This window comes from Saccharopolyspora sp. ASAGF58 (assembly GCF_012277335.1).
GTDB lineage: Bacteria > Actinomycetota > Actinomycetes > Mycobacteriales > Pseudonocardiaceae > Saccharopolyspora > Saccharopolyspora hattusasensis.
The window spans coordinates 3,019,295-3,034,152 of sequence record NZ_CP040605.1 but is presented as its reverse complement, the minus strand read 5'-3'; the positions used below and the strand labels follow the sequence as shown (position 1 = coordinate 3,034,152).

Genomic DNA, 14,858 nt, shown 5'->3' with positions numbered 1-14,858 from the left:
TCACGACATACCCACGGCACCCTCACAAATACCGATGGTCCGCAGTTTCAATTTCAATTGAATTGAAACTGCGGATCCCCACCGCCAGCCCGGAACTCGCCCGGAACTCCGCGTCGAAGGCGGAAGGCCGGCGGAAGGCACCGGTGCCGGGGCGGCGGCGCGGTTAAGCTCGCGGCGTGCCGTCGATAACGTTGACCGCCCGTCTCTCCCCGTCCGCCAAGGACACCCGGCGCGGGGTCGTGCGCCTGCACCCCGAGGTCCTCGACGCCCTGGGGTTGCGGCCGTGGAACGCCGTCCAGCTGACCGGTGCTCGGGTCACCGTCGCGCTGGCCGCCGCAGCCGAGGTCGGCAGCCCGACCGGGATCCTGCTGCTCGATGACGTGGCGTTGATGAACCTTGGCCTCACCGAAGGCTCCGAGGTCGGCGTCTCGCCCGTGCAGGTCGCGGCGGCGAAGCGAGTGAGCATCGCGGGCTCGCGGCTGGCCCGCGCCACCGTCGCCCCCGAGACCCTGCGGTTGGCGTTGACCGGCAAGGTCTTCGGCACCGGCGACGCGGTGTCGCTGCTGCCGCAGGACGTCGCGCCGGCGACCACCGCGAACGCCGGCGAGGTGCGCCGGAAGCTCTCCACGGCCATCGGCATGACCTGGACCAACGAGCTGATCACCATCGCCGCCACCGAACCGCCCGGCGCGGTGGCCGTACAACCGTCCACAGTGGTCGAATGGCGGGACGGCGCGACGCCAGGGACCACCCCGGCCCCGCAAGCGGCACCGCAGCCCGAACCGGCACCGGTCGAGCCGACCGAGCCGACCGAGCCGGTGGTCCCGGTCGCCGACCTCGTCGGCTCCCGCGACACGGCGAAGCGCCTCACCGAATGGCTGCGACTGGCCTTCGAACAGCCCGAGCTGCTGCGCCGCCTCGGCGCCGAACCGCACCTCGGCGTGCTGCTCAGCGGCCCAGCCGGGGTGGGCAAGGCCACCCTCGCCCGCGCCGTGACGAGCGCGATCGGCGCGGACCTCGTCGAACTAGCCGCGCCCAGCGTCGCCGCGCTCGAACCGCGCGCCGCCGCCCAACGCCTGCAGGACGCGATCAACCGCGCCACCACCTCGGAGGGCGACTGCGTGCTGCTGCTGACGGACGTCGAGAGCCTGCTGCCGGGCACCGAGCCGCCGCCGCTAGCTACCGTGGCACTCGACGCGATCCGCGGCGCGATCGGCACCGACCGGCTCGCCGTGATCGTCACCAGCTCGCAGCCGCAGGCGATCGACCCCAGGCTGCGCGAACCCGGCCTGGTGGACCGGGAGCTCACCCTCAGCCTCCCCGCCGACGCCACCCGCGCGGACCTGCTGCGGGTGCTGCTCCGCAACGCGCCGCTGGCCGACGACGTGCGGCTCGCCGAGGTCGCCGAGCGCGCCCCGGGATTCGTCGTCGCCGACCTGGTGGCGCTGTGCCGGGAAGCCGCCGTCGGCGCCGCACTGCGGCACCAGTACGACGCCGCGGATCCCCGCATCCGGCAGCAGGACCTGCTGGACGCGCTGTCGTCGGTCCGGCCGATCTCGATGTCCACATCGGACAACCTGCAGACCGGCGGGCTGACGCTGGACGACGTCGGCGACATGGCCGAGGTGAAGCAGTCCCTCACCGAGACGGTGCTCTGGCCGTTGCAGTACCCGGACTCGTTCACCCGGCTCGGCGTCGAGCCGCCGCGCGGCGTGCTGCTGTACGGGCCGCCTGGCTGCGGCAAGACGTTCCTGGTGCGGGCCCTGGCGGGCAGCGGGCGGCTGAACGTGCTCGCGGTCAAGGGCGCGGAGCTGATGGACAAGTGGGTCGGCGAGTCCGAGCGAGCGGTCCGCGAGCTGTTCCTGCGGGCCGCGAACGCCGCGCCGACGCTGGTGTTCCTCGACGAGGTGGACGCGCTGGCGCCCCGCCGCGGCCAGTCCTCGGACTCCGGGGTGGCGGACCGGGTGGTCGCCGCGCTGCTGACCGAGCTCGACGGCGTGGAGCCGATGCGCGACGTGGTCGTCCTCGGCGCCACGAACCGCCCGGAGCTGGTCGACCCGGCCCTGCTGCGACCCGGCCGGCTGGAGCGCCTCGTCTACGTCCCGCCGCCCGACGTAGCAGCCCGCGAGGCGATCTTGCGATCCGCGGCGAAGAACACTCCGCTGGCGTCCGATGTAGACCTGGCTGCCCTCGCCGAGGAACTCGACGGCTACTCCGCCGCCGACTGCGCGGCCCTGATCCGCGAAGCGGCCCTGACGGCGATGCGCGAATCCCTGTCCGCAGCGGAGGTTTCCGCAGAGCACCTCGCCACGGCCCGCAAGGCGGTCCGCCCCTCGCTCGACCCGGCCCAGCTCGCGTCCCTGGAGGCTTACGCCAACCGCCCCTAACCCGGACGGATGTCAATTTCTCGCGAAATCGACCGGTGACCGGGTGACGCGGTCGCCGGAAGTGACGCAACGCAACCGCCACCCTGGAAACCCGCCGCCCCGTCACCCTCGGGGTGCACAATTTCGTGAGAAATCGACGTTCACCCGGGCGACGGTCAATTTCTCGCGAAATTGGCACGACCCCGGGTGAACGAATGGGACCGTCACTTGGTGTTGGCGTGGCCCTTGTAGTCGTTGGTGATGATGGCGATCAAGCCCGGCGTGGCGTCCTGGATGCCTTCGAAGCGGGGCTCCGCGCGCGCTCCGAAGCGGACCGCCATCTCCTGTGCCTGCTGCTCCTCGACGGTGCCGGGCCGGAAGTAGATCGTCGTGGTGGGGATCAGCCCCGCCGAGTAGTTGCCGACCTCCGGCACCTCGTAACCCGAGCTCCGGAAGTCCTCCGCGGCCCGGTGCGCCAATCCGCTGATCGTGCTGTTGTTGTAGACCCGCACCAGGATCTTGGTCGTCGTGTTACCGGAACCGACGGGTACGTCCTGGTTCTGCGTGCCCTGAGGCGGCGCGGGCGGCGGGCTGTCCTGTGTGGCCGGTGACGGCGCGACCTGCGACGTGGCGGGCGGCACCACGGCGGACTCGGCGGGCGGATTCTGGGTCAGCGACATGACCGGCGGGTTGTTGCCCGGTTCCGGGGGCAGCGGCTGGGCGGAATTCGACGCGCCGCCGCCGGAAACCAGCGTGACGATGCCGACGACGCCCGCGATCGCACCGACCCCGATCAGACCGAAGCCGATGATCTTGGCCTTGGCGGGTCCGGTGGACGGTTCCCCTGAAGTCATCAGTGCAACTCGATTCCCAGTCGTTGGGCGGCCCGTGCGCGCTGCCTACCCGCCCTTGCCTTGCGCAGCCTCTTGATCAGCATAAGGTCTTCTTGCGCGGCGGCCGGACTGTCCAGCAACGCGTTCAGCAATTGGTAGTACCGCGACGCGGACATGTCGAACAGCTCGCGGATCGCGCGCTCCTTCTTCACGCCCTCGCGCTTCCACCACTGCGACTCGAAGGCGAGGATGCCCCTCGCCCGATCGTCGAGTTCGTCGTCCGGCGCCGACGGCTGGGGCGGCACCGGCTGGGGCGGCGGTTCCACGATCCGCTCGATCGGCTGAGTGATCGGCTCGGCGAGTCGCAACGGCCGACCGGGTGCCGGATCAGATGTTCCCTGCCGTTGTTGCAGGCGCGCCAACTGTTCGCACTGACGGGCGATCTCCTGCGCAGTCAGCATTTGGGCGGCGTCCATCTGGCTCCTCGCCTCGCGATTCGGGACTTCCCGCGTTCGCAGGAATCACACGGCTGTGATTCCCCCTCAATTACACCATGCTCGGATTCGCGGCGGGAGCGGATCACACTGCCAGCAACGCGCGGGAGCACCCCGGCGCAACAGGCACCGGAAGCGCTAAAGTCCCGCTCATGGCTGTTCACCCGATCTGCGTCGTCGGCGACCCGGTGCTGCACAACCCCACCCGTCCGGTGGAGCGGTTCGACGACGCGCTGCGCACCCTCGTCGACGACATGTTCGAGACGATGGCCGCCGCCAACGGGGTCGGGCTGGCGGCCAACCAGATCGGCATCGACCTGCGGTTGTTCGTTTACGACTGCCCCGACGACGCGGGCGTCCAGCACCGCGGCGTGGTGGTCAACCCCGAACTGATGACCGCCGAGATCCCGCAGACCATGCCCGACCCGGACGACGACTGGGAGGGCTGCCTGTCGGTCCCCGGCGAGTCCTACCCGACCAGCCGGGCGAGCTGGGCGAAGGTCACCGGGTCCGATGTGGACGGAAAGCCGATCGAGGTCGAGGGGACCGGTTTCTTCGCCCGCTGCCTGCAGCACGAGACCGACCACCTGGACGGCCACCTCTACCTGGAACGCCTGGTCGGCCGCCACGCCCGAGCTGCGAAGAAGATGGTGCGGCGCAACGGCTGGGGCATCCCCGGCCTGACTTGGGACCCGGCCGAACACGGCGACCCCTTCGCCGAGGACGACTGATCAGAACTGACTTGTGTCAAGCGTGATGCCGAACGGCTCGGGCAACTCGACAGGCTCACCGAAAACTACGCGGTGTTGATGGAGATAACGCCCGCCGGTCGGCTGCGAGAACAACGTCACCGTCGGCCCGTCCGACGCGAACCTGTCGATCAATAGATACAAAGGAATTCCTGCATGCCCATAACCCCAAAGCTTCCTCGTGCGATCGTCATCGGCGTTGCCTCGAGATGTGATCTCCACAACCAGCAACGCCTTGTCTGCGAGGATTGAGCTCTTGCCCGCCGGAACATCACTCCTGGGAATCACCACGAGATCAGGCGTGCACAAACTCTTGCGCTCCGGAATCTTGATCCCGGATGTCTGAAAAATTGCCCACTCCTTCGAAATCGAATCGCGCAGTTCTCCGTGCACGACATCCGCAATCAGGTTATGCGCGTTTTCTGGCGGCGGCGTCATCACAACCCTTCCTTCGATGATCTCCGCGCGCCAAGCCGCGTTGGGAAGGTCGAGGTTCTGCCAGATTTCGACCAACTCTTCCCAGGTAGCGGTTTCGAACGCTGGGGCAGCAGTCACAGCTGGGTCACCTCCTGTATCGATGTCGCCACGCACCGTACTCACCATCCCTGACAACGTTGCGATCGCCCTGGTCATGAGCCTAACGGCAATCCGCGCTGCCGTCATCGGAGTGACCGGGGGTTGGCAGGTTCGACGGGTCCGGCTAGCCTCGGGCCGCGACAAACCAAAACCGCGGGAGCTCGTACCAACAGCGGGCTGAGAGGGCGGCTGGAGAACTCCGGGGCCGCCGACCGCACGAACCTGACCGGGTAATGCCGGCGTAGGGAGTGGATGGCAGTGGCCGACGTGCGTCCGAACGCGTCCGAGAACGGGACCAAGATCACCACCGGGCCGATCAGCGGCTCGCGGAAGGTGTTCCGGGACTCCGAATCCGGCCTGCAAGTGCCATTCCGCCGCATCGAGTTGACCAACGGCGAGCACCTCGACGTGTACGACACCTCCGGGCCGTACACCGACGAGAACGCCAACGTTGACGTCCACAGTGGACTTCACCGGATGCGGGCGGGGTGGACCGACGGCCGGGAACACCGGACCCAGCTCGGCTGGGCCAGGGCCGGCGTCATCACGCGGGAGATGGAGTACATCGCGACCCGCGAAGGCGTCCCGGCCGAACTGGTCCGGGACGAGGTGGCCAGCGGCCGGGCGGTGATCCCCGCCAACCGCTGCCACCCGGAGAGCGAGCCGATGATCATCGGCAAGAAGTTCCTGGTGAAGGTCAACGCCAACATCGGCAACTCCGCGGTGACCTCCTCGGTCGAGGAGGAGGTGGAGAAGATGGTGTGGGCCACCAGGTGGGGCGCCGACACCGTCATGGACCTGTCCACCGGGAAGCGGATCCACGAGACCCGCGAGCGGATCCTGCGCAACTCGCCGGTACCGATCGGCACCGTGCCGATCTACCAGGCGCTGGAGAAGGTCAACGGCGATCCGGCCGAGCTGACCTGGGAAATCTACCGCGACACCGTCATCGAGCAGTGCGAGCAGGGCGTGGACTACATGACCGTGCACGCCGGGGTGCTGCTGCGCTATGTGCCGCTGACCGCGAACCGGGTCACCGGCATCGTGTCCCGCGGCGGCTCGATCATGGCCGCGTGGTGCCTGGCGCACCACCGGGAGAGCTTCCTCTACACGCACTTCAGCGAGCTCTGCGAGATCCTGCGCGACTACGACGTCACGTTCTCCCTCGGCGACGGCCTGCGGCCCGGCTCCATCGCGGACGCCAACGACCGCGCGCAGTTCGCCGAACTGGAGACCCTCGGCGAACTCACCCACATCGCCCGGGAGCACGACGTGCAGGTGATGATCGAGGGTCCGGGGCACGTCCCGATGCACAAGATCGCCGAGAACGTGCGGCTGGAAGAGGAGCTGTGCGGCGAGGCGCCGTTCTACACGCTCGGGCCGCTGACCACCGACATCGCCCCCGCCTACGACCACATCACGTCCGGCATCGGCGCGGCGATGATCGCCCAGGCGGGCACCGCGATGCTCTGCTACGTCACCCCGAAGGAGCACCTGGGGCTGCCCAACCGGGACGACGTGAAGACCGGCGTGATCACCTACAAGATCGCCGCGCACGCCGCCGACCTGGCCAAGGGCCACCCGCGCGCGCAGGAGCGGGACGACGCGCTGTCCACGGCGCGGTTCGAGTTCCGCTGGACGGACCAGTTCAACCTGTCGCTGGACCCGGACACCGCGCGCGAGTTCCACGACGAGACGCTGCCCGCCGAACCGGCCAAGACGGCGCACTTCTGCTCGATGTGCGGGCCGAAGTTCTGCTCGATGAAGATCACCCAGGACATCCGCAGGTTCGCCGAGGAGCGAGGCCTGACGAGCGTCGAGGCGATCGAAGCGGGCATGCAGGAGAAGTCCGAGGAGTTCGCGGGCGCCGGCGGCAAGGTCTACCTCCCGCTCGCCGACTAGATCCCGACTAGATCCCCCATCGCCCCCCCGCAGGGGGTTTCAGGGGATTGCCAAGGGGGGACTGCGCGATTTCCATTGAAGTTGCGGAGGTTGTCCACAGCCTCCGGCGTGTCGGGTACCGACACGCCGGAGATCCGCAAGTTCCATTGAAATCGAAGGTCCGATTTCCATTGAAATCGTGTCCACGGAGGGGGCGCGCACCCTGGAAGATTCGTAGGAGCCGGGCCGTAACATGAGGTGGATGCACGAGATCTCGGCCGGGCACCAAGTTCGGCCCGTGAACGACACCGCCCCTCCGACCGCGTTGACCATCGCCGGATCGGATTCCGGCGGCAGCGCCGGGATGCACGCGGACCTGCGCACCTTTTTCGCCTGTGGCGTGCACGGCATGACCGCGGTCACCGCGGTGACCGTGCAGAACACCGTCGGCGTCACCGGCCTGGTGGAGATCCCGCCGGAGACCGTCGCCGCGCAGATCGACGCGGTCGCTTCGGACATCGGTGTGGACGCGGCAAAGACCGGGGTGCTCGCCTCGGCCGCCACCATCGAGGCCGTGCTGGACGCCTGCGACAAGCACGGCATCGGCCGCGAAGGCCGCACGCCGTTCGTCGTGGACCCGGTCGCGTCCTCCCGCAGCGGCGAGCCGCTGCTGCGCGAGGACGCGCTGGATGCCTTGCGGTACAAGGCTTTTCCGCGCGCCACGCTGGTCACCCCGAACCTCGACGAGGTCCGGCTGCTGACCGGGATCGACGCCCGCACCCGCGCGGACCTGCTGGACGCCGCGAAGGCCATCTTCGACTTCGGTCCGCAGTGGGTGCTGGTCAAGAGCGGCCACCTGGCCGACGACCCGGAGTGCGTCGACGTGCTCTTCGACGGCAACGAGGCGATCCCGCTGCCCGGCCCCCGCTACGCGACGGTGCACACCCACGGCGCGGGTGACGTGTTCGCCTCGGCGATCACGGCCGCTTTGGCGAAGGGCGCCTCGATGCCGGACGCGGTGCGCAGCGGGAAGCGGTTCGTCACCCGCAGCGTCTCGCGCGCGTACCCGCTCGGGGCCGGGGTGGGCCCGGTGTCGACGTTCTGGCGCGTCAGCCCCCGCTCCATCTGAAACCCCCATCTGTCCCCCTAATAGAGTGATTTTTGTCCCGGATCTGTAACCCGAATGGCGTGCCCCATCGACACAGTGGTTGAGAAACGCGTATTTCCCGAGACTGCGGGCCATCGGCGGTTGCGGTCTGCTGCGCCTTGGGCGCACGACGACGACAGGGGTTTGCAACAGCGTGGCTAAATCGGTGTGGACACGAGTGCGGGGACTGCTGGCCACCGAGGCAGGAGCACCGGACCCCCGGCAGCGCCAGTACGCCGTGCTGGTGCTCGTCGCCGTGGTGGCCGGCACCGCCATCGGATGGATCTTCAACCTGCAGACCCCGGCACTGATCGCCGGGTTAACCGCGGTGCTGGCGCTGGTCGCCACCGGCGGCCAGTCGCTGCGCTCCGACCTGCGCCGGTTCGTCTGGTTCACCCCGGCGCTGGTGCTCGTGATGACCGTCGGCCCGCTGCTGGTGAACATCCCGGTGCTGGCCGGGCTCGCGGTGGCGCTGGTGGTCTTCGGCAGCGGGATGCTGCCCGCGCTGGGCGAGCACTACCGCATCGGCGGGCAGACCTTCGCCGCCGCGACGCTGGTGTCCACCACCACCGGGATCGGCTCCGACCAGCCGGCGCTGGTGCTGCTGGCCTCGACCGCCGCTGGCGCGCTGTTCGCGCTGGTCCTGCGGGTGATCATCGGCCTCGGCGACCCGACTCGGGCGACTCGCGTGGCGGTCGCCCGGACGCTGCTCGAACCCGGGCCGGGCGTGGTCGAATCGGCCGCCGCCGCGTGGCGCGCCGACGGTTCGGCCACCTGGCTCGGCCAGGTGCTGGCCGGCGCGGCTCGCTTCCGCGCGGCGCGCGAAACCCTGCTCGCGCAGGCCCAGCAGAGCGACCGGGCGGAAGCCGCCCGCCTGGAGCAGATCGTCGCGGAGGCCGACCAGGTCGCCGCCGAACTCGCCCGTGCGGTGCGCTCCCGCGCCTGCACCGGACTGCCGGCCGCGGCTCGCCGGGACCCGGCGCAGGCCGTGGTGGCCCGCGGCGGACGGCAGGACCTGCCGGACGCGGTCCAGGGCCTCAACCAGGGGCTGGACCGGATCCGCGCCACGGTGATGCGCCGCGTCGAGACCCCGCTGCCGCCGCCGGCTCCCGGCGCGCGCCGGGAGCGGGTCATGGGCGCGGTCCGGGCGCACCTCTCGTTCCGCTCTTCGCTGTTCCGGCACGCGCTGCGCTGCACCCTCGCGGTCGCCTTCGGCATGGTGATCGTCCTGCTGCTGCGCGACCCCTCGGCGTCCAGCCTGCTGCTCGCGCTGTACGTGGTGCTGCAGCCGGCGGCGCGGGACAGCATGACCGGCGCGTTGGAGCGGACCGGTGGCGCGGTGCTCGGCGTGACCGCGCTGGCCGTGCTGATCACCCTGCTGCCGGGGACATTCCTGCTGGTGCCGCTGGTGATCGGCGGCATGCTGCTGAACATGACGCGGCTGCGCGCGGACTACCAGGCGCTGCTCGGCTGCCTGATCGTGGTGACCGTCGTCGACCAGGCGATGCGGCTGGACCGACCGCTGGTGAACGTGGGCATCAGCTTCGCGGCGAACACCGCGGTCGGAGCGGCCATCGCGCTGAGCGTCGGCTACGTCAGCTACCTGGTCCTGCCCAGCAGCATCCTGCCGGACGTGCGCGGCGCGGTGCGGTCCACGGTGTGGGCGGTGTCCGAGCTGCTGCGTAGCGTGCGAGCGGCCGGGCAGGGCGTCGACCTGCCCGTGGCGCTGCAGGCGGCGAACGTGCTGGCGCTGCGGCGCACCCAGGACCTGCTGGGCATGCCGGCAATGCTCGACGGGACCGGTGAGGAGACCGACGACGACCGCGCGACGCGTGCGGCGGCCATCGCGCTCGACGCGTTGCGACAGGACGTCGCGACGCTCGCGTTCCGGCCGGAGGCCGAGCAGGCGGTCGCGGTTCCGGCGCTGCGCGCGGTGGACGACCTGCTGGGCGGCAAGCCGACCGCGAAGATCCCGGACGTGCCGACGGGCAGCGCCCCGGCGACGGAGCTGCTGGCGAGCTCGCTGGTGGAGAACGCCCTGCACGCCCGCCAGGCGATCGACCGGACCTTCGGCTACGACAGCCCGTGGAAGAGCTACACGATCAGCTTCGTCCGCCCCGAACGCCTCCACATCCGCTGACCCGGGTACCGAACCCGGGTCGTGCGTGTCGTGGTGCCTGCACCTCGCGCGCGACGTCTCCCCCTGCGGGGGAGGCGTTTCCAACTCGGACGGGATTGATCCCCGGCTTGCGGTTCCTACCGTCGCAGCATGGGATCTGATCGCCCGCGATGCCGGCCCGCGTACGCGGTGGCGGTGCTTTTCCTCGGTTATGCGGCGGGGAAGGCGGTTTTCGCCTGGCAGGCCCGGCTCGGTTTCCCGGGCGGCCCGGCCCTGGCCGGAACCGGTGAGCCGGTCCCGGCCAGCCAGCGCCTCCCGCTCACTCCAGGGGTCGGCCGGGACTGGAGGCCTGGGCCCAGAAGCGCTTCGGGATTCGGCCCGCCAGGGACGCCAGGCGGCCGCCCTCGACCGCCGCTCGCATCGCCGCCGCCATGCGCTCCGGGTCCTGGGCGCGGGTCACCGCCGTGGCCAGGAGGACCGCGGAGCAGCCGAGCTCCATCGCCAGCGCCGCGTCCGAGGCCGTGCCGATGCCCGCGTCCAGCACGATCGGCACCGACGCGCGGGAGACGATCATCTCGATGTTGTGCGGGTTCCGGATGCCAAGGCCGGTGCCGATCGGCGAACCGAGCGGCATAACCGCCGCGCAGCCGGCCTCCTCCAGCTTCAGCGCCAGCACCGGGTCGTCGTTGGTGTAGGCGAGCACCACGAAGCCCTGGTCGACCAGCTGTTCCGCGGCGTCGAGCAGCTCCACCGGATCGGGCAGCAGGGTGTCCTCGTCGGCGACGACCTCCAGCTTGACCCAGTTCGTCTCCAGCGCCTCCCGCGCCAGCTGCGCGGTCAGCACGGCCTCAGCCGCCGTCCGGCAGCCCGCCGTGTTCGGCAATGCTTCGATGCCGAGCTTGCGCAGCAGGTCGAGCACCCCGGTGCCGCCGCCGGCGTCGGCGCGGCGCATCGCCACGGTCGTCAGCTCGGTTCCGGACGCGATCAGCGCGCGCTCCAGGACCGCGAGGTTCGTCGCCCCTCCGGTCCCGGTGATCAGCCGCGAACCGAACTCGCGGCCGGCGATCACCAACGGGTCGTCCATGACTCTCCTAACGACGGGTTCGGGTGGCGCGGGAACCGATGCCCGGTTCGATGCGCTTCTTCTGCTTCGCAAGGGGTCGGTTCGGGTTGGACCGCAACCTTTCCGGCTTTCCGGTTGGACGCCCCTCCTCCGGGTGGGGCGGAGCCACGTCACCCTCCTTGCACTGCGGTGAGGACCTCGATGGTGGCATCGGGGCTCAGCGTGGTGTCCGGCCACACGGCACGCGGCACCACCGAACCGTCCAGCGCCACGGCCACGCCCCGGTGGGGCACCCCGAATTCCTGCAGCACCGCCGCGAGCGTTGCGTCGGCGGCTACCTGCCGGGTCTCCCCATTGATCACGACGTGCACTGCTGTCCTCCCCATCGGCTCGGATCGGCGGCCTTGATCTCGGTGGCGGGCTCCTCGCCGTGCAGCAGCGCGAGCACCGCCTCGACGGTGACCGGGGCGAGCAGGAAGCCGCCGCGGTGATGCCCGGTGGCCGCCAGCACACCGGGTTCCAGCCAGCCGAGCACCGGCAGGTTGTCGTCGGTGCTCGGGCGCAGCCCGGCCGCGGCCTCGACGAGCTGGTACTCGGCGATGCCCGGCATCAGCCGCTCGGCGTCGGCGATCAGGTCTCGCACCCCGCCCACGGTGACCTCGGTGTCGAACCCGACCTCGTACTGGGTGGCGCCGAGCACCAGCCCGCCGCCGTCGCGCGGCACCAGGTAGGTCTGCCGGCCGCGCACCGGGCCGCGGATCGTGCGGCTGGGCGGCGGCAGCGCCGTGGGCCGCGCGCGCAGGCGGAGGATTTCGCCCTTCACCGGCCGGATCCGGTCCTTCAGCGCGGGGTGCAGCGCGCCCGAGTGGACGCCCGCCGCGATCACCACGACATCGCAGTCCACAGTGGAATCTTCGAGCTCCACCGCGCCGGGCCGGACCCGCTTCGCGTTCGCCGCGACGAAATCGACGCCCGCCGCAGCGGCGGCCGCGCGCAGCGCAGCCAGCGCGAGGCGGTTGTCGACCGCGAGGTCGCCCGGCACCTCAAGCCCACCGCGCACCGCCGGCCCCAGGGACGGCTCCAGGCGTCGCACATCCCGGCTGGTCAGGCGGGTGACGGTGCGGCCGAGCCGGGCGAGGTAGTCGACGAGGCTGTCCAGCTCGGCCCGGTCGGCGCTGTCCACGCCGACGACCAGGGTTCCCTCGCGGCGCAATCCGGAAGGCAGGCCGGAGGCTTGACCGAGTTCGCCGGCGAAAGCCGGCCACAGCCGCAGCGACGCCTCGCCCAGTTCCAGCAGTTCCTCTTCGCCGGGCCACGCCTCGGCGATCGGCGCCAGCATCCCGCCGGCCACGTTGGACGCCCCGGACGCCGGTTCGGCGTCGACGAGCTGCACCCGGTGTCCCGCGGCGGCTGCGCGCCAGGCCACGGACATGCCGATCACGCCGCCTCCTACGACGACGACGTGCTTCTTCCGTTCTTCAGACACTCCACGCTCCCTGCGCCGGCATGACCCGGATCAGGTTCGACGGTCGGGGCCAACGCCCCCTCTCAGCCCGGTACCCGGACTCCCGTGCTCACCGAGGACCACCGTACCGGGCGAGGATTGCGACGTCAGGGCGAGGTCGAGCAATTTTCACGATGCCCGGGGCGTGAGCGCCGAAAGCGCGTACGGCGGCCGCGCCGCAGGGGGCTACCCTGTGGAACATGCCTGGATTGGACGGCTTCGGCATCCGCGCCCGCCTCGACGAGTCGCGGCTGTACCTGTGCACCGACGCGCGCACCGAGCGCGGTGATCTCGCGGAGTTCGCGGACGCGGCCTTGGCCGGCGGGGTCGACATCATCCAGCTGCGGGACAAGCAACCGAACGGCGCTCCGCTGGAGGCCCGCCACGAGCTGGCGGCGCTGGAGGTGCTGGCCGAGGCCTGCGTGCGGCACGGCGCGCTGCTCGCGGTGAACGACCGCGCGGACGTGGCGATGGCCGCCGAGGCCGACATCCTGCACCTCGGGCAGGACGACCTGCCGGTGGAGATCGCCCGGCGCATCGTCGGCGAGCACGTCGCGATCGGCCGGTCCACGCACGACGTGGTGCAGGCCGATGCCGCGGCCATCGAACCCGGCGTGGACTACTTCTGCACCGGTCCAGTGTGGACGACCCCGACCAAGCCGGGGCGCCAGGCGGCCGGGCTCGGCCTGGTGGAGCACGCCGCGGAGCACCGCGGGCACGGTCGGCCGTGGTTCGCGATCGGCGGCATCGGCCCGGACAACCTCGACGAGGCCCTCAAGGCCGGGGCGGAGCGGATCGTCGTGGTCCGCGCGATCACCCGAGCCGAGGACCCAAGGGCGGCGGCCCGCGAACTCCGCGACCACCTGGGCTGAGACCCGCCGATCACGCGGTCCGCACCGGACGTCCACCTGGGAGTACCCCGGACATGACGCGGCCCCCGGCCGATCGCCGGGGGCCGGTCGGGGGCGTTACTGGGTGAGCAAGCTCAGGCCGTAGGCCTGGAGGATCTCGTTCACCGGCTGGAAGTAGGTCGTGCCGCCGGAGCTGCAGTTGCCCGAACCGCCGGAGGTCACGCCCTGGGCCTGGTTGCCGGACAGCCACGAACCACCGGAGTCACCTGGCTCGGCGCAGACGTCGGTGCGAGTCAGGCCGGTCACGGTGCCCTGCGGGTACTGCACGGTCTGGTTCTTGGCCTGCACCGAACCGCAGTGCCAGCCCGTGGTGGAACCGGAGCGGCAGATGGACGCGCCCACGGCGGACTCGGTGGAGCCGGCCACGCTGACGTTGCTGCCGTTGTACTGGTTCACCAGCGGCTGCGGGGTCTCGCCGGATCCGACCCGGACCCAGCCGTAGTCGTTGTCCGGGAACGACGAGCCCTCGAACTGGCCGGTGGGCTGCGACGTGGTGTCGCCCTCGTTGCCGCAGTGCCCGGCGGTCACGAAGCCGCCCTGCACCGAGAACCCGACCGAACAGCGGGCGCTGCCGATGTAGTAGGCGTTGCCACCAATGACGTCGGCCAGGGTGCGCGGGTTCTCCGTCGACTCCACGACCCGCACCGCGTCAACGAGGACGCCGGTGGACTGCACGAACTGCGCCGCCTGGACGGCGCTGCCCGGCCTGGTGGTGACGACGACAGAGTTCGCGCGGCTGTCGGCGTACCAGCCGGAAACCGGCTTGGGGGCTGCGGTGCTGCGGAGATTCAGGCCCTCGACGACCCCGTTGAGCTCCTCGATGGAGTAGTCGACCAGCGTGGGCTCGGCACCGGCGGCCCGCACCGCGTCGAAGGCGGCCGGGTCGGTGACGCCGACGACGAGCTTGCCGCTCGCCGGGTCGAAGTAGGCCCCGCCGAAGGTGCCGCCCAGCGAGCCGCGGAGCTGCTGCTCCGCGCGGTTGGCGGCGGCTTCCTGGTCGAGCCGCTGGCGGGCCTCGTCCCGGTTGAGGCCCAGGTCGCGCTGCATCGCGTCGAGCAGGGTCGCCGCTTCGCTCGCGGGCGGCGCGGTTTCGGTGGTGGTGGCGGTGGCCGGCATGGTCAGCGCGGCCACCGTCCCCGCCGCCAACATCACGGTCCCGGCCACCCGGGCCGCGAGTCTGCGCTTCATCTGATGTCTCCCTCTTCGTGAGCTGGA

At 70.7% G+C, this 14,858-nt stretch carries 12 protein-coding genes, 1 pseudogene and 2 riboswitches; of the genes and pseudogenes, 6 read left to right on the top strand and 7 right to left on the bottom strand.

Features of this window, described 5'->3' with window-relative positions:
- The first annotated feature begins 176 nt into the window (after positions 1 to 176).
- The gene (locus FDZ84_RS14345; RefSeq protein WP_168586307.1) at positions 177 to 2,387 is read left to right on the top strand and encodes an AAA family ATPase; all 2,211 of its coding nucleotides are present in this window, start codon (positions 177 to 179) and stop codon (positions 2,385 to 2,387) included.
- 203 nt (positions 2,388 to 2,590) lie between these two features.
- Here FDZ84_RS14345 and FDZ84_RS14340 read toward each other — a convergent pair whose 3' ends face one another.
- Positions 2,591 to 3,220: a LytR C-terminal domain-containing protein gene (locus FDZ84_RS14340; RefSeq protein WP_168586306.1), complete on the bottom strand. Its 630-nt coding sequence runs from the start codon at positions 3,218 to 3,220 to the stop codon at positions 2,591 to 2,593.
- The gene (locus tag FDZ84_RS40650) at positions 3,220 to 3,675 is read right to left on the bottom strand and encodes a DUF3263 domain-containing protein (protein ID WP_168586305.1); all 456 of its coding nucleotides are present in this window, start codon (positions 3,673 to 3,675) and stop codon (positions 3,220 to 3,222) included. The genes FDZ84_RS14340 and FDZ84_RS40650 overlap by 1 nt, the downstream gene beginning before the upstream one ends.
- Before the next feature lie 170 nt (positions 3,676 to 3,845).
- Here FDZ84_RS40650 and FDZ84_RS14330 point away from each other — a divergent pair, with 170 nt between their 5' ends.
- The gene (locus FDZ84_RS14330) at positions 3,846 to 4,424 is read left to right on the top strand and encodes a peptide deformylase (protein ID WP_168586304.1); all 579 of its coding nucleotides are present in this window, start codon (positions 3,846 to 3,848) and stop codon (positions 4,422 to 4,424) included.
- On the opposite strand, the gene FDZ84_RS14325 is transcribed toward FDZ84_RS14330, so the two are convergent.
- Positions 4,425 to 5,033, bottom strand: a complete 609-nt coding sequence (locus tag FDZ84_RS14325) for a Uma2 family endonuclease (RefSeq protein ID WP_246869011.1) — start codon at positions 5,031 to 5,033, stop codon at positions 4,425 to 4,427.
- 128 nt (positions 5,034 to 5,161) lie between these two features.
- Positions 5,162 to 5,284, top strand: a riboswitch (TPP riboswitch).
- On the opposite strand from FDZ84_RS14325, the gene thiC reads away from it, so the two are divergent.
- From thiC to FDZ84_RS14310, 3 genes are all read left to right on the top strand, one after another.
- Positions 5,271 to 6,920, top strand: a complete 1,650-nt coding sequence (gene thiC, locus FDZ84_RS14320; RefSeq protein ID WP_246869010.1) for a phosphomethylpyrimidine synthase ThiC — start codon at positions 5,271 to 5,273, stop codon at positions 6,918 to 6,920. (Overlaps the previous riboswitch by 14 nt.)
- A gap of 241 nt (positions 6,921 to 7,161) precedes the next feature.
- Positions 7,162 to 8,028, top strand: a complete 867-nt coding sequence (gene thiD / locus FDZ84_RS14315) for a bifunctional hydroxymethylpyrimidine kinase/phosphomethylpyrimidine kinase (protein WP_168590059.1) — start codon at positions 7,162 to 7,164, stop codon at positions 8,026 to 8,028.
- Between the two features lie 172 nt (positions 8,029 to 8,200).
- On the top strand, positions 8,201 to 10,186 hold the full coding sequence (locus FDZ84_RS14310) for an FUSC family protein (RefSeq protein WP_168586303.1): 1,986 nt from the start codon (positions 8,201 to 8,203) through the stop codon (positions 10,184 to 10,186).
- A 298-nt stretch (positions 10,187 to 10,484) separates the two neighbouring features.
- On the opposite strand, the gene FDZ84_RS14305 is transcribed toward FDZ84_RS14310, so the two are convergent.
- The 3 genes and pseudogenes from FDZ84_RS14305 to thiO all read right to left on the bottom strand — a co-directional run.
- A complete protein-coding gene (locus FDZ84_RS14305) occupies positions 10,485 to 11,249 on the bottom strand; it encodes a thiazole synthase (RefSeq protein ID WP_168586302.1) in 765 nt (254 codons plus the stop codon).
- A gap of 149 nt (positions 11,250 to 11,398) precedes the next feature.
- Positions 11,399 to 11,599 (bottom strand): sulfur carrier protein ThiS, encoded by a 201-nt coding sequence (gene thiS / locus FDZ84_RS14300; protein ID WP_168586301.1) that lies wholly within the window; start codon positions 11,597 to 11,599, stop codon positions 11,399 to 11,401.
- Positions 11,587 to 12,717: pseudogene (thiO, locus tag FDZ84_RS14295) on the bottom strand (glycine oxidase ThiO); the annotation flags it as partial. The gene thiS and the pseudogene thiO, both read right to left, overlap by 13 nt.
- Positions 12,705 to 12,810: riboswitch (TPP riboswitch) on the bottom strand. Its footprint overlaps the pseudogene before it by 13 nt.
- A gap of 122 nt (positions 12,811 to 12,932) precedes the next feature.
- Here thiO and thiE point away from each other — a divergent pair.
- Positions 12,933 to 13,604, top strand: a complete 672-nt coding sequence (thiE, locus tag FDZ84_RS14290; protein ID WP_168586299.1) for a thiamine phosphate synthase — start codon at positions 12,933 to 12,935, stop codon at positions 13,602 to 13,604.
- A 96-nt stretch (positions 13,605 to 13,700) separates the two neighbouring features.
- On the opposite strand, the gene FDZ84_RS14285 is transcribed toward thiE, so the two are convergent.
- A complete protein-coding gene (locus tag FDZ84_RS14285; protein ID WP_168586298.1) occupies positions 13,701 to 14,831 on the bottom strand; it encodes a S1 family peptidase in 1,131 nt (376 codons plus the stop codon).
- Between the last annotated feature and the right edge of the window lie 27 nt (positions 14,832 to 14,858).